The sequence below is a fragment of the Microcoleus sp. AT3-A2 genome, from assembly GCF_036705685.1.
In the GTDB taxonomy this organism is placed as follows: Bacteria; Cyanobacteriota; Cyanobacteriia; order Cyanobacteriales; family Microcoleaceae; genus Microcoleus.
Genome location: NZ_JAUBVF010000053.1, coordinates 1 through 18,126 on the forward strand (window position 1 = coordinate 1; position 18,126 = coordinate 18,126).

Here is an 18,126-nt window from a genome sequence, read left to right on the forward strand (position 1 = left end):
TTTAGCAGGCATTCACTTTTTCTGAATATCATTATGTTATATTATACCAATATGCGTTTTAAATGCACAACAGCTTACTCAAACAGTGACAAGGTTATTGGTGCTGGATTCTTAGTTTCCGAAAACCGTATCCTTACCTGCGCTCATGTAGTGGCTGATGCTTTGGGAATGGCGCGAAATACTTGCGAGATGCCCGATCAAGAAGTCAGTTTGGACTTCCCTTTTTTAGCACCGAAGCAACTTCTAAAAGCTAGAGTGGTTTTCTGGCGACCCGTGAATCCTGGCGAGTTTGCCGAAGATATTGCTGGATTGGAGTTGAAAACTCCTCCTCCAGATGCTGCTAAACCTGCTCAATTCAGACCATCAGAAGACTTGTGGGGGCATAGTTTCCGAGTTTTGGGTTTTCCGGCTATGCAATCAGATGGGGCGGCAGCTACTGGCGTATTACGCACACGCCTTGCCAACGGTTGGGTACAGTTGGAGGATATCAAACAACAGGGTTATTCATTAGAGCCAGGGTTCAGTGGTGCGCCGATATGGGATGAAGAGTTACAGGGTGTTGTAGGAATGGCTGTAGCGGCGGAGATGAACCGACCACAAGTCAAAGCTGCTTTCATGATTCCCAGGCAGGTACTATGTGTAGCATGGTCAATGTTGGGGGAGCAAGATACTTCTGTTCCAGATTTAGAACTTGAATTTCCAACAGGACAGGTGGATCTAGAGTCAAAATTTTATGTGGATCGCCCACCCATAGAGTCAGACTGTTACAGAGCAATTAAGAACCCTGGAGCATTAATTCGAGTCAAAGCTCCCCGACAGATGGGTAAAACCTCCTTATTAGCCCGGATTCTCCATCACGGGAAATTACAAGGATATGAAGCTGCACCAGTTTACTTTGAACAAGCAGATGGAGAAGTCTTCTCCAAATTAGATAAATTCTTGTATTGGTTTTGTACTAGCATCACCTATGAGCTAAATCTAGAAGATAAGCTGGCTGACTACTGGAAAGGAGGGCTGGGTAGCAAAGACAAATGTACTAACTATTTTCAAAGATATCTGCTATCTAAAATTAGTACACCGCTGGTATTGGGGTTAGATGAAGTGGATTTAATTTTCCAGAAAAATGCTATTGCTACTGACTTTTTTGGATTGTTGCGAGCTTGGCACGAGCGTGCGAAAAGTCAACCTATTTGGAAAAAACTGCGTTTGGTGATTGTCCATTCCAAAGAAGTTTATATCCCTTTAAATATCAATCAGTCGCCGTTTAATGTTGGACTCCCAATTGAGTTGCCAGAGTTAAATATGGCACAAATGCAAGACTTGGTGCAATGGCATAAACTTCATTGGACTCAAGAGGAAGTAAAAAGTTTACAAGCAATGGTAGGTGGACATCCTTATCTAGTACGGGAGGCACTGTATCGCATTGCACGGGGTGAGATGACACTTAAAGAATTATTACAAATCGCCCCGACAGAGGAAGGTTTTTACTGCGAACACCTGCGCCGCCACTTGATCAATTTAGAGGAAAATCAAGAACTATTGGCAGCGATGAAGCAAGTCGTTGCCGCCAATACCCCGATAGGAATAGATACTAGAAGATCATTTAAATTACGCAGTATGGGATTGATCAAAATGAAAGGCAATGATGCTGTACCTTGGTGTGAGTTGTATCGACAGTATTTTCGCGATCGCCTGGGGGTTATATAAAATATAACCCAGCACAACCATCAAGTTTTCTTTAGGCAGACTAAGCGAGGTTGAATGTCAAAGTCACTAACCATCAATATCTGGATAGCAACAGGATGAATTCAGCGCCTGATTTTACCTACGAATACCAAGTCGGTGGCAGCCTTCCCTCTGATGCTCTCACCTATGTAGAGCGTCAAGCAGATATAGAATTGTACAAAGGCTTGAAGGCTGGTCATTTTTGTTATATTCTAAATACCCGACAAATGGGCAAATCAAGCCTACGGGTAAGGGTTATGCAACGCTTGCAAGATGAAGGAATAACTTGTGCTGAAATTGATCTTACGGAGATTGGAACTTCGCGGATTAGTCCAAAGCAATGGTATTTAGGCTTGATTAATAGTCTTGTTAATAATCTCAGTTTATATGATTTTTTTGATTTAGATAGCTGGTGGGAAAGTCATAAAAAATTATCTCCCATGCAACGATTTAGTGAATTTATAGAAAAAATTATTCTAACTAATATTTCAGGAAATATTGTCATTTTTATAGATGAAATTGATAGTATTCTCAGCTTAAATTTTCCAATTGATGATTTTTTTGCTTTATTGCGAAACTGTTATAACAAACGAGCAAAACAATCTGAATATAACCGTCTTACTTTCACCTTATTGGGGGTGGCTACACCCTTAGATTTGATAAAAAACAAGCAGTCCACACCATTTAATATTGGTCGAGCGATTGAACTCAGTGGTTTTCAATTAGAAGAAGCTAAACCTTTAGCTGAGGGATTAAGCAGGAAAGTCAGCAATCCGCAAGAGATTTTGCGAGATGTATTAGATTGGACGGGTGGGCAGCCTTTTCTGACCCAAAAGCTATGTAAGCTGATATTAGAAGACGATAAGGGGTTAAGTGTTAAGCAATTGGTGTACTCGCGCATCATTGAGGATTGGGAATATCAAGATGAGCCACAGCATTTACGAACAATACGCGATCGCATTTTGATAGATGAGCAGCGTATAGGACGGCGGCTGGGACTATATAAGCAAATTTTACAGCATGGAGAAATTTCTGCAGATTACACTCAAGAACAAACAGAATTGCGGTTATCAGGATTAGTAGTAAAATATGGAGGTAAGTTAAGAGTATATAACCCTATTTATCAAAATGTTTTTAACCAAGTTTGGGTTGAAGAAGAATTAGACAAAACACGCCCTTATGCCGAAAAAATAAAAGAATGGGTAGAATCAAACTATCAAGATAAATTACACCTATTACGTGGTAAAGATTTAGAGATAGCCCGAAATTGGTCTTCCGACAAAAGTTTAAGCAATCTCGATCAAAAGTATTTAACAGAGAGTAATAAACTATATAACGAGGAATTAAAACAGCAAGGTAATAGAAGGTTGTTTTTGGCTTCTGTTATATCGGCTATTTTAATCATAGGAACAGGCTTTTATGCCGCTCAAAAATTCAAGGAAGCCGTAGAGGCACAGCAACAAGCCATAGAAGCTCAAAAAGGTACACAGCTAGAACAGCAAAGTAATAGCATCATCCGACAATTTCCCAATAACCAAATACAAGGTTTACTCTCCGCAATACAAGCAGGAGAACAGTTGAAAGAACAAGTTAAAGACAATCGTCCACTTGAAAAGTATCCCACAATTAGACCGATATCAGTTTTACGAGAAATCCTAGACAAGATTCATGAAAAAAATACATTTAATACGAATCAAGAAATAGTGAAAAGTCTTAGCTTCAGTCCCGACAGCAAGTACATCGCCACCGCAGGACAAGATGGGACACTCCGACTTTGGAATTTATCAGGGAAAGAAATTATTAAACCAATAAAAGCACATGACGGTACGATTAATGGTGTAAATAGTGTTAGCTTTAACTCTGATGGTAAAACAATTGCTACCTCCGGTGAGGATGGTAAAATCAAAATTTGGGACTTATTCGGCAACTTAAAAATTACTTTGCTAGAGAAAGAGGGCGGAGTTAAAAGTGTCAGTTTTAGTCCCGATAATAAAAAATTAGCCACAGCAGGCGATTATGGGATTGCTCGCATCTGGGACTTATCCACTAAAAGTTCGGTTCAATTAGAAGGATACAAAGTAATAAAAATTAATAGTATAACTTTTAGTCATGATGGGAAGAAAATTGCTACGGCTGGAGATGATGGCGCGGTCAGATTCTGGGACTTATCAGGAAAACCAGTAGGTTCCATAATAACACCACACAATGGGAAACCAGTTTATAATGTCAGTTTCAGTCAAAATGGACAACTTTTAGCTACAGCAGGGGAAGACAATGTAGCACGTATTTGGAACTTATCTGGACAAGAACAGAAAAAGCTAGAAGGGCATCAGGGTTTAGTGAGTTTTGTCAGTTTTAGTCCAGACGGCAAGCGTCTCGTTACAACTTCAGAAGATGGAACAGTTAGAGTATGGGACTTCTTGTCTGGACAGGAAATCTATCGGTTTAAAGGGCATGAGCGCAAGGTTTTAAGTGCTAGTTTTAGTCCAGACGGTCAGTATCTGGCTTCTGCGGGGAAAGATGGTAAAACTAGAATTTGGAATTTATCAGATCGACAAACGACTCAAACGACTCAATTTAAAGGTCATCAAAGCGATGTCAATACTCTGAGTATCAGTCTAGATGGAACGCGAATGGCTTCTGGAGACAATAATGGTTTTGTCAGATTGTGGGATTTGTCTACTAACAAGCAGATAGGTAAAGAATTTAAAGCTGATAATAGAGGTCGTGTTTTGAGTATAACGTTTAGTCCAGATCGCAAGTTTTTGATTTCAGGTGGAGAAGAGGGAATTGCTAAAATTTGGGATTTATCGAGACAGTTAATCAGACAATTGAAAGAAAAGCAAGGCAATTATTTTATTTCTAGTCTTAGTTTCAGTTCAGATGGAAAGTATATTGCTACAACAGGAGCACATCAAACGCCTAAAATTTGGAGTTGGGATGGTGAAAAAATTGCCAAAAAAATTGCAACGTTAGAAGGTCATCAAGGTTTAGTGTATCAAGTTAGCTTTCATCCCAAACAAGAGCTTATAGCTACTGCTGCATGGGACGGCACGATTGGACTATGGAAGTTGTCTGATAATAAAGTGAACAAAATTAAAATATGGTCGGGACATCAAGGAAAGATACGGAGTTTGAGTTTTAGTTCAGATGGAAAATACCTGGCTACAGCAGATGACAATAGTGAACTTAAAGTTTGGGATTTATCAGGTCAAGAAAAACTTGAATTATTTACATATCAAAGAGAAATTCAAGCTGTAGTTTTTAGCTCTGATGGTAAGTATATTGCGACAGGAGGAAAGGATGGAACGGTTAAACTTTGGGACTGGCTGGGACGGCAACTTTTTGAGTTTAAAATCGAAAAAGGTTCAGTTTGGGATATCAGTTTTAGCGCTGATGGACGCTCAATTGTTGCTGGTGGCGATAGCGGTCAGTTGCAGTCATGGCCGGTTAAGGATCTAGATCAATTGTTGGCTGAAGGCTGTGACTGGCTTAAAGGATATCTCGAAAATTCTGGAGAAACAAAGAATAAATTGAAAGTATGCCCTAATAAAGATAGCAATCCTAAATGAATTATCAACATTCTGTAGATTGGCTTGAACTAATTGAAACCCAACGCTTGCCGAAAAATGAATGTTGGGTTTCTTTCGTTAAGTCAACCTACTATTGCGGCGCCCACTCCGGATCGTTGCTAAGGTCATTGCTAAACCTTAGATTACGTGGTTCATCTGGATACAGATACGAGAGAGACTCAACAATTTTTGTGGCTTCTGCAAGACTTAAAGTATCAGAATGAAAATGATAAGTCCACGTAGAACTTCCACCGTCCGAGGGAGTATTTTCGGATATATTGCTTACCTCTGACGGAGAGGCACTGATAATGACTTCTATAGAAGACTTATCAGAAGTTTTATCAAATTCTGTGTATCCAATAATCACTACACTAAAAGCAGGTGAATTAACTGCTTTAAGTTTCGGGGCATAAGGAGGTGGTCCCGCACCAGGACCAGGTGCAGAAGTATTGATTTTAAAACTATCATTACTAGCATTTTTATAAGTAATTTCATATTTTTCTCCGTAATTCCTTCCATCAGATAAGACTTTAAAGCTATCAAGTTTAAATCCAGGAGGAAGATAAGTCGGTAAAATTGCCTCAACTTTGTGTGGTTTCCCCGCAGTGTTTTTGAATAGAATATTTTTCAACTGTTCTACTTGGTGTGGTGTTAATTGTGCAGCTTTAGCTACAGCATCTTTTGTGGGTTGAGGTTTCGGTTTAGTAGCCCTGACATTAGGTACTCCTACTTCAGCACCACCCAACTTAGTAGCTATAAACTGTTTAAATTGATTGGCGCGTTCCTCACTTGTAAAAGAGGCAACTTGGATAGATTCGTACCCTTTTTCTACCCTATATTTTTGAATAGCATCTCCACAAAATTTAGATTTGACAATTTCTAAATTTTGAACCTTGCTATCGTAATTAACAAAAACAGGATAAAACTTGAAATTATCTGCTTTTGCATTTTTGGGTAGTTTATCGCCACAACTTGCTTGCGGGAACGAAACGCTGTCAAAAGGATTCGTGGGTTGACTGGTTTTCGTCTCTGGCAATTGATCGATTTTTTGCGGTTGTGGTATTGACTGTACTTTAGAGTTAGTCTGAGTTCGATCGCAGGCTACTAAAAATCCAATCAGGAGTCCAATTATCAATGTATTTAGTTTCATATTAGTTTTCAGAACAGGTTAAGGATTCAGGTATTGGAGCGATTCAACAATTTTGATTGCCTCATTTAAACTGATGGTTTTATCGTCCTGGTTAAGATAGCCACCAGCAGACAGAAACACATAAAAATTATTATCTTTTACAAAACGATTCATAGCACCTGTAAATGCTATATACGGCTTATTGTTTGTTCCGTCATAATTTGTATATCCTAACTCAACTTTACCCAAAGCTGGCGAAGAAATATTTTTAACTATTTCAAAACTGAGAGGTGCCTCACCTATGTCATGCTGAATACCACCTACAACTGCAAAGCAAAACTTACTTGAATTGCAATAATCAATCCTATATCTTAGTCCGCCATCACCGTCGTCATCGGCTGTACGAAAGCCACTAACCTGAAATCCAGGAGGAATATAAGTTGGGACAACAAATTTTGATTTAACTTCTTTAGTTCCTGATCTGATATAAGACTTGTGCTTTTCCATTTCTATTAATTCTTTAATTTGAGCAGACGTTAGTTTGGCCGCTTTTCCGATCGCATAGGGTGAATTATCAGCACTAACTACATCGTCAGCTTTTTTGTCTTGACTTTGTTCATTACCTGTGGGTTGTGCGGCTTTAGCGTTATTTTTAGTAGATTTTTGTATCGGTTTAGTACCAATAACTGTAGCCTCACCTACCTCTACACTGGTATTCCCTAACTTACGTGCCAGAAATTCCTTAAATTGATTAACACGTTTTTCGTCAGTGAAAGATGCAACTTGTATAACGTCTTTACCCTGATCTTTTGTGGTTATTTTTAAAGCATCTCGACAATAATTATCCTTAATAGTTTGTAAATTGCTGTCGCTGTAATCGACGAACACTGGATATAAATTAATTGTATCTGTTTTCTTATCAGTTGGCATTCGATCGCCACAACCTGCTTTAGGAAATGAATCGCTATCAAAAGGATTCGGTAAATTTGTGGGTGTGGGTGTTGGTTCAGATGCTACCGGAGTGGGTGTCGCTGTAGGTGTTGGTTCAGATACTACCGGAGTGGGTGTCGCTGTGGGTGTTGGTTCAGATACTACCGGCTTGCTAGTCGGGTTAGCCGCGGCACTTGGTGATACTGTTGGTGCAACAGTCGTATACCATTTTTTTAAAGATGTGATAGAGATAAAGAATGTAAAATCCAAGACCATCCGGTGAGAAAACCAATGACGCGAGCGGTGAAAGATGCCAAAATTTCCTGAACTTTTGTGCGGAGTTCGTCAAGATTACTAAACACCGACCAAGCTAAAAAATCTTTGAGATATTCCCACACTCTTTCTGTGGGATTTACTTCAGGGCAAGCCGGAGGCTGAAATAGTAAAATCACATTGTCTGGTAATTCAGATGAGTCCAACTTATGAGCGGGTGCGTTATCAACTTGAATGATGTGTAATTCATGAGGATATTGGATTGACAAAAGTTGTAAATATGCTTCAAAACAAACTTTGTCTAAATGCGAAAACTCCCAAAAAAAACTTTTTCCATTAGTGATCGATACTGCCCCATACAGCCAAAAACACTCAAATTTCCATTGATGCCTCCCCACGGGCTTTACGCCTGAAAGCGTCAGCTTGCGCCGACGAACTGTATGCAGTCCTAGCCGCGTTTCATCACTACACCAATAATTGACTTTTTTATATTTGTTTACTTGAGGCGAAGCTTTGTCTAGTAACGCTTTTATCTGTTGATGTAAGTTATTTTTAAATTCATTAATTGCCGTGGATTTCTGAGAAATACTGCGAGGTCTGGGAATTTTTAATTTACTTTTTAATTCCCCTCTTACTAAAGAATAGACAGCCGAGTAACTACTGGGTATTCCTTTAATCAACCAGAGCCAAAGATGAACTTCTTTATAACTCTTAAATCCTTCTGGGTCTCTCAACTCTTGTTGCAAGGTCGCTGCTATTTCAACTGAAAACTTTTTTGGGCGACCGAAAACCTGCCGATTTTTTAACAAATTTTCCAGACCGCCCTTTCTATATTGAGAGAGCCAGCGATGAATCGTTGCCTCACTTTTACCTAAAACTGTGGATACTTCCCGAACAGTTTCTACTTGTTTTGACTGAAATAAATAAAGCATTTGAACTTTATTATAAGCTAGTATCTTTTTTTGTTGCTTGAGGATTTCTCGCAAATCTTCTACAGATTCTGTAATTTTTATATGAGGACGACCCGACATTGTAATACTATCCTTTACTTTTTACACAAGTCTATCACATCTTTAAAAAAATGGTAGTAGTAGTGTCGTTACAGCCAACTAACAGCGCGATCAGTAATCCAGGGATTGCCAAATTTAGTTTCATGTTTAAGATTTATTTGTATGTTTAGCATCAATTGCAACTGTCAGGCAGAGTCATCAGGATGTTTTACACAGATAAATCCAACTAAATAAGTCGGCTTCTCAGCCCGATCGCAAAATTTCTACTTCTGCCAGTCTTGACACAAAAGTTAATTTGTGAATACAGCAGATCTTTTACGTAAATCCTGTATAATCGGTAGTAAAGCTCGATTAATTCAATTTCAGGACTTACGCATGGGGCTCAGAAACCGGGTTTTTTACCAAATCTGCCGACCACAACGCGTCTTCTCGTAAAAACCCGGTTTCTAAACACTCGTGCGTCCAGGATTTACGATCGCCCTTTGACAGATTTTGCCGTTGCTTAAAAACGTCCTTACCTAGCTAACTCTAATTTTGCCTCCCGCTTGTTTAAATGGTAACTAGCGCTTTCTTCGAGCAATTGACGAACAAAATTAGGTTCTTGGGAGTTCAATGAATGCAAAATATCTCGATACAAACGGCAAGCACCATCATCATTTAAAATGCGGCTGTGGAGGATTTTCGTCCATTCCGAAGCAACGAGCATTAATTGCGGTACAACTGTCACAAACGCTTGAATCTGTGCTGACACATCAAAAGATTCTAGAAAATGAATCAAACCAAACATGACTTCTGGCTGGTCGCAGCGATCGTCTAAAATCAGATGTAAATCTGGCAAATCTTCATCTTGAGGACGATCGGCAAGTGAGGCTAAAGCATTTTCAAAAGCTGTAACTTCATCAGGCGATCGCATCAAATTATTTGCTTTTAAAATGCTAATCCAGATATTTTCTTTCATCAACTATTACCTTCCTTGTCAAAAAATATCGACCAAGCTAACTTATTTAACCGGATAACTTCCTGTAAGCTGCGTCTAATCTCTGGGCTGTAAAGTCCCTGACGGCGATAAATCGATCGTGCATCCGCAATCTCTCTAGCTAGTGCATTTCTTGGTGAAACACTGAGATTGGGGGATTGTCCGTAAGAGATAGTTTGGCGATGACGACCTCCCTGACCGGGCATAGGGTGTTCCATCATCATAGCAATACCCCTGCCTTTGGTGTAGCCAGGAACTTTTGCAGCCATAAACGCATGAGAAGGAATGTGATGCGGTGTTAGATTATCACCTCTACGTCCAGTTTCCAGCAACCGATCGTAGCGTCCGACAGCGCCTTCTCCTGGAAGTAGTTGAGGTATGTTATTTACGATCTTTTTCTCGTATGTATTTCAGCTACGCAATATTTCCTAATATTTCTGATTCATTGCTAACTATTTAACTTACCAAACAGTTGATTAAAAAAATCCTCAAATTAGCATTTAATTAAATATTAAACTATACCTTCGGAGTTGGTCAATCTAATTTTGAAAGTAAAAAATACTGTGACACGATAGAATAGATAATAGCTATCGCGAGGCCGCACAATATGTTCAACAACACCATTACCATTCCCCAAACCTTCAAAGTAACTCACGAACAGTTCCAGCAAATTGCTGCCGTCAACCGTGAGTTAAGACTAGAGAGAACAGCTACAGGAGAATTAATTGTTATGCCCCCTACAGGAAGCGAGACAGGCAATCGAAACCTAGATATTGAAGGACAACTCTGGCTGTGGAATCGCCAAACCAAGCTGGGAGTAGCATTTAACTCTTCTAGCGGTTTTCAACTGCCCAATGGGGCCGATCGCTCTCCTGACGCCTCCTGGGTTAAATTAGAACGGTGGCAAACTCTCACACCCAAAGAACAAGAAGGTTTCGCTCCCCTTTGTCCAGACTTTGTTGTAGAATTGCGCTCTAAATCTGACAACATGGAACCATTGCCAGAAAAAATGCGGGAATACATCGCGAATGGAGCTGGTTTGGGGTGGTTAATCGATCGCAAAAATAAGAAAGTCGAAATATACAGACAAAATCAGGATGTGGAAATATTAGATAATCCCAGCACTTTGTCAGGGGAAGATGTGTTACCGGGATTTGTCTTAGATTTAACAGATGTTTGGTAGCGACAGCGAAAGATTCACCAACAGCAATATAATAAATTACAGCAGTACGTCAATCCCAAATCTCAAATCCCATGCCCCTAACGCTTTACAACAGCTTGACCCGTCGCGAATCACCTTTTGATCCCCTCGAACCAGGAAAGGTGCGGATGTACTGCTGCGGCGTTACGGTATATGATTACTGCCACGTCGGCCACGCCCGCGCTTACATTGTTTGGGACATGGTGCGCCGCTATTTGATGTGGCGGGGATACGATGTGCGCTACGTGCAGAATTTTACAGATATTGACGACAAAATTCTCAACCGCGCCCGCGAAACAAATTCAACAATGGAAGCCGTGGCGCAACGCTTCATCGATGAATATTTTGCAGATATGGACAAGCTGAATATTCTCAGGGCCGATGAATATCCCCGCGCCACCCATACAATGGACGGCATTAAACGGCTGATCCACGAATTAGAAAATAAAGGTTATGCCTATGCTTCCGGCGGCGACGTTTACTACAACGTGAGGCAATTTGCCGATTACGGAAAACTTTCCGGCCGCAAGTTGGAAGAAATGCAGGCAGGGGCTAGCGGTAGATTGGAAACCGCAGAAATAGAAGCTCAAAAAAAGCAAGATTCGTCAGATTTTGCCCTGTGGAAAAGCGCTAAACCGGGAGAACCTGCTTGGGATTCATCTTGGGGAAAAGGTCGCCCCGGATGGCACATCGAATGTTCGGCGATGGTGCGCGATTGCTTGGGCGAAACTATTGACATTCACTGCGGCGGTTCCGATTTAATTTTTCCGCACCACGAAAACGAAATTGCTCAATCTGAAGCCGCGACTGGCAAGTCCCTGGCTAATTATTGGATGCACAATGCTTTTGTGACTGTCAATGGCAAAAAGATGTCGAAATCTTTGCACAATTTTATTACAATTCGCGATTTGTTGGAAGGGAATTGGTCTGGCGATACAGCTTTGGAAGGAAGCGAGAAGTCAAAAGCGGTGGAACCGATGGCGGTGAGGCTGTTTGTGTTGATGGCGCAATATCGCAGTCAAATTGATTTTACCGAAGAGGCGATCGCTAGCGCTCGAAATGGCTGGAATACCATCAATGAAGGTTTGCTGTTTGGTCTCCGATATGGTTCTCAACTGAGTTGGGACGTTGAGAAAACAGGACAGGATAGCAAAGCTGTGCAGGAATTTCAATCAGCGATGGACAATGATTTCAATACTCCGAGTGCTTTGACTGTTTTGTTTGAATTGGCTAAGGAATTGGCAAAAGAAGGCAATGTTTTAGTGCATCAGGGAAAAACAGAAACCTCGCCGGATTTGTTGCAGCAAAAATGGGTAAGTTTGGTGAGTTTGGCGGGTGTTTTGGGTTTAGAAGTTCAGCCGGAAGGTGACAGCAATGATGCTGTTGATGGTTTGAGTGATGCGGTGATTGAAGTGATGATTCAGCAGCGGAAAGATGCCCGGAAAGCTAAGAATTTCGCTGAGGGCGATCGCATTCGCAACGAACTTAAGGATAATGGTATTACTTTGATCGATCAAAAAGATGGTACAACTATCTGGCACCGCGGCTGAAACCAAATTCATAGTCTGCGGAGGCAGACTTCGCTGGACTCTTAAGCGATTTCAATCGCGGAATTCTAAACACGCTCTAATGTCTTCCTCCCTCAACTCGGGAAAGTCGTCCAGAATCTGTGCATGAGACATTTCCGCAGCCAGCCAACCCAACACATCATAAACGGTAATTCGCATTCGCCTGACGCAAGGCTTTCCACCGCGTTTACCTGCTTCAATCGTAATGATGTTATCGCTCATGACAAAACCGAGTTTAGTACATTTTTTCTTAGTGTAGCCTAGTCTTAGAATAAGCGATACAATTTACTCAACTTCGCAATTTGTTCAACCTTAGAGCTAATAGCCTAACTCTATGAATACCCTCGACCAAGTGCTAGAAAATGCTTTACAACTGTCCTACGAACAGCAGGAAATGCTGATCAAAATCCTGCAAAACCGTCACCGCGAGAGTGTCCGCGCGGAAATAGCTGCTGATGCCCAACAAACCTTAGCTGATTTCCGTACAGGCAAATTTCGACAGCAGTCAGCCGAGGATGTTATTGCAACATTACGCCAGTCTTTGGACGAGCCGGAAGCATGAGACAACTGGTTCTGACTGTTGACTGTTAACGGTTAACTGTTGAGTATTTGAACAATACCGATGCAACCGGAAACGATATCAGTTGTTATTAGACAATAACTCCACAAATAGATTTAATTTTTATTTAACTTCTTCACAAACTCCGCAACAGCCACGACAAATTCTGCGGTGGATTCGTAGGGCAAAACATTGCGCCCCGGCATTAATAAACCTTTCGCATTGGGAAAATGGGCTAAATATTGCGCTAATCTTTCATCCGGTTTCTCTTCCTTACCCGCTTGACTGATGCTTGAGGCTTTTTCTCCCATCACAATGAGTGCGGGTCGATCGAACTTTTGAATCGTACCGCTGTAATCCTGCCGCCAAAACCCCGCTAAAAACGAGAAAACCGCGTGCCGGCTGTCAGGATTCGCCGCCCCAGCCTGCAAAGCATCCAACCATTCGCTGTCAACTTTTGCCGCATCGCCAAACAGTTGTTTCACAGAAAAAGAACGCAAAAATTCAGCGCGTCTGGCGTAGCGATAAAAAGCGTTTCCCAAGGGAGAATCTAACAAATTCCAGACAATTCTTTGCTGTCTTTCTGTCGAATGTTTGTTCATCACCGCCCAAGCGGGAGGCCCCGCGAGGACTAAGCCGCGAATTAAATTTGAGCCGCTTTCCTGCTGCCTTTTTGCTAAAGCCAAGGCTACACATAGTAAAGCACCTTGTACGAGGACGATCGCAGGTTTTTTGACTACAGTTTCCAAGAAATACTGCAACTGTGCTGCCCAATCGTCTGGATAGCAAGCCACAGCGGGCATTTCGCAATCGCCGCAGCCCAAAAGGTCGGGATTGTAAATCGGATTAGTGTTCCCTGCTTTGTACCAACTCTCACAAAATCTATGCCAAAAGATTCTTGACAAACCAACTCCTATCGGATGAATTAATAACAAAGGGATGCTATCTTCTGTCGCAGTAGTTGGTTTATAAACATCATAAGCACATCGATAATTTTGCCATTCGTAAAACAGCGTTGGTGATTTTATAGACGACATGGTTGACAAATCTTTATTTGAAGGTGGTGATTGCATATTAATCTTTTAATTTTTTACTTGTTTGTTTACTTATGATGCTACGACAATGTGAGTTTTAGCTTGAACATTTGGTGGCGAGTGGGCAATCCTAATCTCTACGTTGCTGCCGAGTGCGTTGAGAAAAAGAAATAGGCGTTCTGTAGAGAACTCGGATAATTTACCGCGCATCAATGCTGAGAGTGTAGGTGGATCGATTCCTAATAGCTTTGCTGCTTGGTTCTGGGTTAGTGGGCGTTCCGAAATTAATTCACTAATCTGATGAGCTAGTTCTGCCTTAATCAGTAATTCCTCTGGATTGGGTAGCCCTAAATCAGCAAAAACATTTCCACTACTGGAATGCACTTTTATTTCTTCAGTCATTTTGTTCCTCCAATTCTTGCTGTTCTAAATATTTTTTGTAGTGTTCTTGGGCACGCTTAAGTCGAGATTCAATCAAATCTATATCTTGCTTGGGGGTAGCAATTCCCTGCTTTGATTTTTTTTGAAAAGAATGAAGAACATAGACTATTCCTTCAAATTTTACGGTATATATCGCTCGGTAAGTGTCTCCATCAAAATTCTCAACAATTTCTAGAACGCCAGCACCTTTAAATCCTTTAAGCGGTTTAGCATCAGGATGCTTTTTACCCAGTTGAGCGCGGTACAAAGCAAAACCCATAATTTGCTGAACATCTTCAGGAAAGTCGCGCAAGTCGTCACGGGAACTGCCGATCCATTCAACGGGTTTTAATAGCGAATTCATAATCTTAATTATATTATTTATATCATATCGTTTATCATAAAATAGAGAGTGACACGATCGACAACAATATCATTACTCAATTTTGTCAGAATAATCATGTCAGAACAGCGGATAACTATTTCTTTACCTAACTTGCTGCTAATTGTAGCATCGTCCTTGCTGCTAGTGCTGCTGTGGCAATTGCGGAGCCTGCTAGTAATTCTGATGATATCAGTCGTGCTGGCTGCTTCGATCGTCCCGATCGTTAATTGGGCCCAAACGATGCGGGTTCCCCGCTGGCTGGCGGTGATTATGGTTTATTTAACTCTCATCGGCGGATTTAGCGGGACGGTAGTTTTAATCGGGCCCACGGTCATCGAACAAATAGAGTTACTGCTGCGGCAGTTACCAGTTTATGTCGAAAGTTTGCGAACTGTGGCAACTAATGTCTTGAGTCGCTTGAGCGACGATGCCCCAACCTTGGTGGGTCAGTTCGTGGACACTCAATCGGTGACTAATTGGCTGATTCGATCGAGTCAACAACTGGTTTTGCGATCGTACAGTTTAACCAGAGGCATTCTAGGCGGTTTCTTCAGCCTAGTTTTAGCCTTATTTATTTCCGGTTACATGGTGGCCGACAGCGACACATTAATTAAAAGTTTGGTGCAGTTTTTCCCGAAACCTTGGGATGCAAGATTAGCCGCACAAGCGACGCCAATCGGTCAAAGGATGGGGAGTTATATTCGCGGGCGAGTGTTAGTTTCGGGCATTTTAGGGATATTTATTACCACAGGTTTGAGCATTTTGGGAATGCCGGAATTTGCTTTAGGCTTGGGTGCGATCGCAGGTGTTACCAACTTGATTCCCTTCATCGGGCCAGTTTTGGGAGCAGTACCAGCATTAATCGTAGCCTTTGCTAAAGGTGGCTTGCTATTTGTGTGGGTATTACTGTTATTTGTAATTATCCAGAATTTAGAAACTTACGTCCTCGATCCTTTGCTGGTTGGTTCATCGGTTGGTGTGCATCCTTTATATCAATTGCTGTCTGTATTGGGAGGCGTTCAAGTATTAGGAATTATTGGAGCGGTAATTGTGCCACCTTGGTTTGCGGGAGTGGCAGCTTTGATTGAAAACTTGTATTTAAAACCGAAGCTTAGAAGCGAACATCGAGAGGCAATAGATCAGGCTAAAAATAATTCTGACTTGCCACCTCTTACACCTTCGGCGTGATAGCTGGGAAAATGGGAAGAGAGGGAAATCGGGCAAGAGAGAGAGAGGAATTGAAAAATTTAATTTATATCGTTTCTGTTGGCATCGGCATAATATGCTTGAAAGTGCAGTGCGAGCTTAACATCTCGCGAAAAGAACACTCGCGAGATATTAAGCTCGCACTATTGACTTTCATACTAGAATTGAATTTTAGCCTTCCCAAACAATCTTGAAATGTCTCTGCGTTGCCTCTGCTGTTCCCTTTTCAATCAAAATATTTATGCAATAAGTCTAATGACTGGTGAGTGAGGACTGATGACTAAAAACTAAGGACTAATTGCCACTTCAATGCGGCGGTTGCGCTGCCGATTAGTATCGGAACTATTATCCACCGAAGGGCGACTTTCCCCATAGCCGATCGCCACCCAATGATACTTCTGACCGAGTACACCCGACAAATACTGCACCACCGCCTGAGCCCGCGCAAACGACACATTGCGATTATCCGCCGCTTCCCCCACGTCGTCAGTGTGGCCCGCAACCCGCACAGTTGCCCCCTCGTGATTGCTCAACTCCGCCACCAAATTGTCCAAAATCGCACTTGTTCCCGCGCGCAAAGAAATGCTGCCAGTATCAAACAAAACATCGCTGGGCAGAGTCACCATCAGCCCATCCCCCCCAAACACCGGATTATTGGCATTCTGTGGGGCAGTATTCACCGTTTCAGGGTTCAGACTCGGGCTGCTGCCGATCGCAGGTAAAGCAGGGGAAATAGTTGCCGCCGTTTCCGGCGCCGCCAATTCCCGCGACATTAACTGTAAACGCTTTTCCAAAGTTTCCGTCGGGCGGCTGCTGCCCAACTGACTCTCCAAAGCCGCCGTGCGACCAATCAGCGCGTTGAGTTCGCCCTGCAACTGTCTCAAATCAGACTGCAATTTCTCTCTCTGGGCAGGACTGACTGTTGACTGGGGAGTTGGTGTAGCGGTTGGTGGCGGGAGCGCCGGAATTGGCGTTGCTGGGGCGCGTTTCGGGCTGGAGGTCAAATTTTGAGTTACACGCAGCAATCTCTCTGCCACCGGCATTTCCGTCGCGCCTGACGGATAAATTTGAGCGATCGCCATCCCCAAAACCCACGCAAAACCGCTGCCCACCCCCAGCAGCAGCAGTCGAAAAATCAGCGACAGTACAAGCAAACCTTTTCCCCGCGACTTGGAGACGCGAGTCGGGGGGATTGAAGGTTTTTCGTTAAAAGATCGCGTCATATTTCATCCCTCTCGGTGTACATACCAGATTAATTTCGATACTATCTTACCTATCCGATTTGAAATTTGAGATTTAAGATTTGAGATTTATCCTCCCATCTAAAATCTCAAAAAGAAACCCGCTTCCTATAAATCTGGGGTGTGGTGGCGAAGCATCGAGGCAGAAACCAGGTTTCTAGTCCGTTGCGTGCCAACCTGAATCTGTTGGATAATTCAGTAAAACTTTTGGAAAAAAAACCGATGACTGACCCTTTAAATAGCCCTTATCCCGTTCCTTGGGAATGGATTAGTGCCACTCATGCTAAAGTGAGCTCCACTGCCGGCACAGGCCTCCGCTATTATCGCAGTCCATCGCTAGTATCAACTAACGGTCAATACGCAGCTTACAGTCGAATTGAGTTGCAAGTGCAGCCGGAATTCTCTCAGTGTCGGGTTAGCAGCGTCATGTTTGTGGAAAATCTCAAAACCGGGGAACTGCAAACAGTGGCGGCTGCTTCGCCACTAGCCGAAAGTGGGATGTATGCTAGCGATGATATAGATATGTCCGGGACGATCGCCATTTTAGTGCCTGTTTCTTGGAATCAAGACGGTTCCCGCATTCTCGCCCGCGAATTTGAAGCACTTTTCAACTCTTCCGATATGTCCGACTACGGTGTCATTTGGGACAAAAATGATAATTACACTTATACCGTTGCTCCCGCTCGCAGTCTTTACACTCATGCTGTATTGTTGGGTTGGAGCCAAGTTTGTCCCGGAAAAGTTCTGTTCCGCGCAGGCAATTTGGGCGATCGATCTTGGCCTCTTTGTGCAGTTGATATGACAGGGCAAACGGTTCCTGTCACCGAGGACAAACCCCTAGTTTTCGGCAGTCAAGCCAGCACAGACTGGATCGAACCTAAAACTCGTTTTTAGATA

General features: G+C 42.2%; 17 protein-coding genes. 7 read left to right on the forward strand and 10 right to left on the reverse strand.

Going from position 1 to position 18,126, the window contains the following annotated elements:
• Together QUB37_RS22895 and QUB37_RS22900 are read left to right on the forward strand one after the other, a co-directional pair.
• On the forward strand, window positions 1–1,707 hold a 1,707-nt coding region (locus QUB37_RS22895), incomplete at its 5' end, for an AAA-like domain-containing protein (RefSeq protein ID WP_333166482.1).
• 95 nt (window positions 1,708–1,802) lie between these two features.
• Window positions 1,803–5,297 (forward strand): WD40 domain-containing protein, encoded by a 3,495-nt coding sequence (locus QUB37_RS22900; RefSeq protein ID WP_333166485.1) that lies wholly within the window; start codon window positions 1,803–1,805, stop codon window positions 5,295–5,297.
• Between the two features lie 91 nt (window positions 5,298–5,388).
• On the opposite strand, the gene QUB37_RS22905 is transcribed toward QUB37_RS22900, so the two are convergent.
• The 5 genes from QUB37_RS22905 to QUB37_RS22925 form a co-directional block, all read right to left on the reverse strand.
• Entirely contained in the window at window positions 5,389–6,447 is a 1,059-nt protein-coding gene (locus QUB37_RS22905) for a hypothetical protein (protein ID WP_333166487.1), read from the reverse strand.
• Window positions 6,448–6,465: 18 nt separating this feature from the next.
• Entirely contained in the window at window positions 6,466–7,626 is a 1,161-nt protein-coding gene (locus tag QUB37_RS22910; RefSeq protein ID WP_333166490.1) for a hypothetical protein, read from the reverse strand.
• Window positions 7,590–8,660, reverse strand: coding sequence for an IS630 family transposase (locus tag QUB37_RS22915; RefSeq protein ID WP_333166492.1), 1,071 nt, complete (start codon window positions 8,658–8,660; stop codon window positions 7,590–7,592). Before QUB37_RS22915 ends, QUB37_RS22910 begins: the two co-directional genes overlap by 37 nt.
• Before the next feature lie 493 nt (window positions 8,661–9,153).
• Window positions 9,154–9,597, reverse strand: coding sequence for an Imm30 family immunity protein (locus QUB37_RS22920; protein ID WP_333166494.1), 444 nt, complete (start codon window positions 9,595–9,597; stop codon window positions 9,154–9,156).
• Window positions 9,597–9,884 carry a hypothetical protein gene (locus tag QUB37_RS22925; protein WP_333166496.1) on the reverse strand — a complete coding sequence of 96 codons (288 nt, stop codon included), beginning with the start codon at window positions 9,882–9,884 and terminating at the stop codon, window positions 9,597–9,599. The genes QUB37_RS22920 and QUB37_RS22925 overlap by 1 nt, the downstream gene beginning before the upstream one ends.
• A gap of 338 nt (window positions 9,885–10,222) precedes the next feature.
• Between QUB37_RS22925 and QUB37_RS22930 the strand changes: the two genes are divergently transcribed.
• Complete coding sequence (locus tag QUB37_RS22930; RefSeq protein WP_333166498.1) at window positions 10,223–10,798, forward strand: Uma2 family endonuclease; 576 nt, start codon at window positions 10,223–10,225, stop codon at window positions 10,796–10,798.
• Between the two features lie 71 nt (window positions 10,799–10,869).
• On the forward strand, window positions 10,870–12,366 hold the full coding sequence (cysS, locus tag QUB37_RS22935; RefSeq protein WP_333166501.1) for a cysteine--tRNA ligase: 1,497 nt from the start codon (window positions 10,870–10,872) through the stop codon (window positions 12,364–12,366).
• A 51-nt stretch (window positions 12,367–12,417) separates the two neighbouring features.
• Here cysS and QUB37_RS22940 read toward each other — a convergent pair whose 3' ends face one another.
• On the reverse strand, window positions 12,418–12,606 hold the full coding sequence (locus QUB37_RS22940) for a DUF433 domain-containing protein (RefSeq protein WP_333166503.1): 189 nt from the start codon (window positions 12,604–12,606) through the stop codon (window positions 12,418–12,420).
• 112 nt (window positions 12,607–12,718) lie between these two features.
• Here QUB37_RS22940 and QUB37_RS22945 point away from each other — a divergent pair, with 112 nt between their 5' ends.
• A complete protein-coding gene (locus QUB37_RS22945) occupies window positions 12,719–12,946 on the forward strand; it encodes a hypothetical protein (RefSeq protein ID WP_333166505.1) in 228 nt (75 codons plus the stop codon).
• A gap of 113 nt (window positions 12,947–13,059) precedes the next feature.
• Here QUB37_RS22945 and QUB37_RS22950 read toward each other — a convergent pair whose 3' ends face one another.
• From QUB37_RS22950 to QUB37_RS22960, 3 genes are read right to left on the reverse strand one after another with little or no spacing between them, the layout of a single operon-like run.
• A complete protein-coding gene (locus tag QUB37_RS22950) occupies window positions 13,060–14,016 on the reverse strand; it encodes an alpha/beta fold hydrolase (RefSeq protein WP_445300052.1) in 957 nt (318 codons plus the stop codon).
• 33 nt (window positions 14,017–14,049) lie between these two features.
• On the reverse strand, window positions 14,050–14,379 hold the full coding sequence (locus QUB37_RS22955; RefSeq protein WP_333166510.1) for a helix-turn-helix transcriptional regulator: 330 nt from the start codon (window positions 14,377–14,379) through the stop codon (window positions 14,050–14,052).
• Window positions 14,372–14,761, reverse strand: coding sequence for a type II toxin-antitoxin system RelE/ParE family toxin (locus QUB37_RS22960; RefSeq protein ID WP_333166513.1), 390 nt, complete (start codon window positions 14,759–14,761; stop codon window positions 14,372–14,374). Before QUB37_RS22960 ends, QUB37_RS22955 begins: the two co-directional genes overlap by 8 nt.
• A 96-nt stretch (window positions 14,762–14,857) precedes the next feature.
• Here QUB37_RS22960 and QUB37_RS22965 point away from each other — a divergent pair, with 96 nt between their 5' ends.
• Window positions 14,858–15,970: an AI-2E family transporter gene (locus QUB37_RS22965; RefSeq protein WP_333166515.1), complete on the forward strand. Its 1,113-nt coding sequence runs from the start codon at window positions 14,858–14,860 to the stop codon at window positions 15,968–15,970.
• Between the two features lie 305 nt (window positions 15,971–16,275).
• On the opposite strand, the gene QUB37_RS22970 is transcribed toward QUB37_RS22965, so the two are convergent.
• A complete protein-coding gene (locus tag QUB37_RS22970; protein ID WP_333166517.1) occupies window positions 16,276–17,211 on the reverse strand; it encodes an OmpA family protein in 936 nt (311 codons plus the stop codon).
• Window positions 17,212–17,451: 240 nt separating this feature from the next.
• Between QUB37_RS22970 and QUB37_RS22975 the strand changes: the two genes are divergently transcribed.
• Complete coding sequence (locus QUB37_RS22975) at window positions 17,452–18,123, forward strand: hypothetical protein (protein WP_333166519.1); 672 nt, start codon at window positions 17,452–17,454, stop codon at window positions 18,121–18,123.
• Window positions 18,124–18,126 lie beyond the last annotated feature (3 nt).

Coding starts and splice junctions, on each gene's coding strand:
- QUB37_RS22965 (WP_333166515.1), top strand. CDS start 14,858: ATGTCAGAACAGCGGATAACTATTTCTTTACCTAACTTGCTGCTAATT.
- QUB37_RS22970 (WP_333166517.1), bottom strand. CDS start 17,211: ATGACGCGATCTTTTAACGAAAAACCTTCAATCCCCCCGACTCGCGTC.
- QUB37_RS22955 (WP_333166510.1), bottom strand. CDS start 14,379: ATGACTGAAGAAATAAAAGTGCATTCCAGTAGTGGAAATGTTTTTGCT.
- QUB37_RS22925 (WP_333166496.1), bottom strand. CDS start 9,884: ATGGCTGCAAAAGTTCCTGGCTACACCAAAGGCAGGGGTATTGCTATG.
- QUB37_RS22905 (WP_333166487.1), bottom strand. CDS start 6,447: ATGAAACTAAATACATTGATAATTGGACTCCTGATTGGATTTTTAGTA.
- QUB37_RS22920 (WP_333166494.1), bottom strand. CDS start 9,597: ATGAAAGAAAATATCTGGATTAGCATTTTAAAAGCAAATAATTTGATG.
- QUB37_RS22900 (WP_333166485.1), top strand. CDS start 1,803: ATGAATTCAGCGCCTGATTTTACCTACGAATACCAAGTCGGTGGCAGC.
- QUB37_RS22945 (WP_333166505.1), top strand. CDS start 12,719: ATGAATACCCTCGACCAAGTGCTAGAAAATGCTTTACAACTGTCCTAC.
- QUB37_RS22940 (WP_333166503.1), bottom strand. CDS start 12,606: ATGAGCGATAACATCATTACGATTGAAGCAGGTAAACGCGGTGGAAAG.
- QUB37_RS22930 (WP_333166498.1), top strand. CDS start 10,223: ATGTTCAACAACACCATTACCATTCCCCAAACCTTCAAAGTAACTCAC.
- QUB37_RS22960 (WP_333166513.1), bottom strand. CDS start 14,761: ATGAATTCGCTATTAAAACCCGTTGAATGGATCGGCAGTTCCCGTGAC.
- QUB37_RS22915 (WP_333166492.1), bottom strand. CDS start 8,660: ATGTCGGGTCGTCCTCATATAAAAATTACAGAATCTGTAGAAGATTTG.
- cysS (WP_333166501.1), top strand. CDS start 10,870: ATGCCCCTAACGCTTTACAACAGCTTGACCCGTCGCGAATCACCTTTT.
- QUB37_RS22975 (WP_333166519.1), top strand. CDS start 17,452: ATGACTGACCCTTTAAATAGCCCTTATCCCGTTCCTTGGGAATGGATT.
- QUB37_RS22950 (WP_445300052.1), bottom strand. CDS start 14,016: ATGCAATCACCACCTTCAAATAAAGATTTGTCAACCATGTCGTCTATA.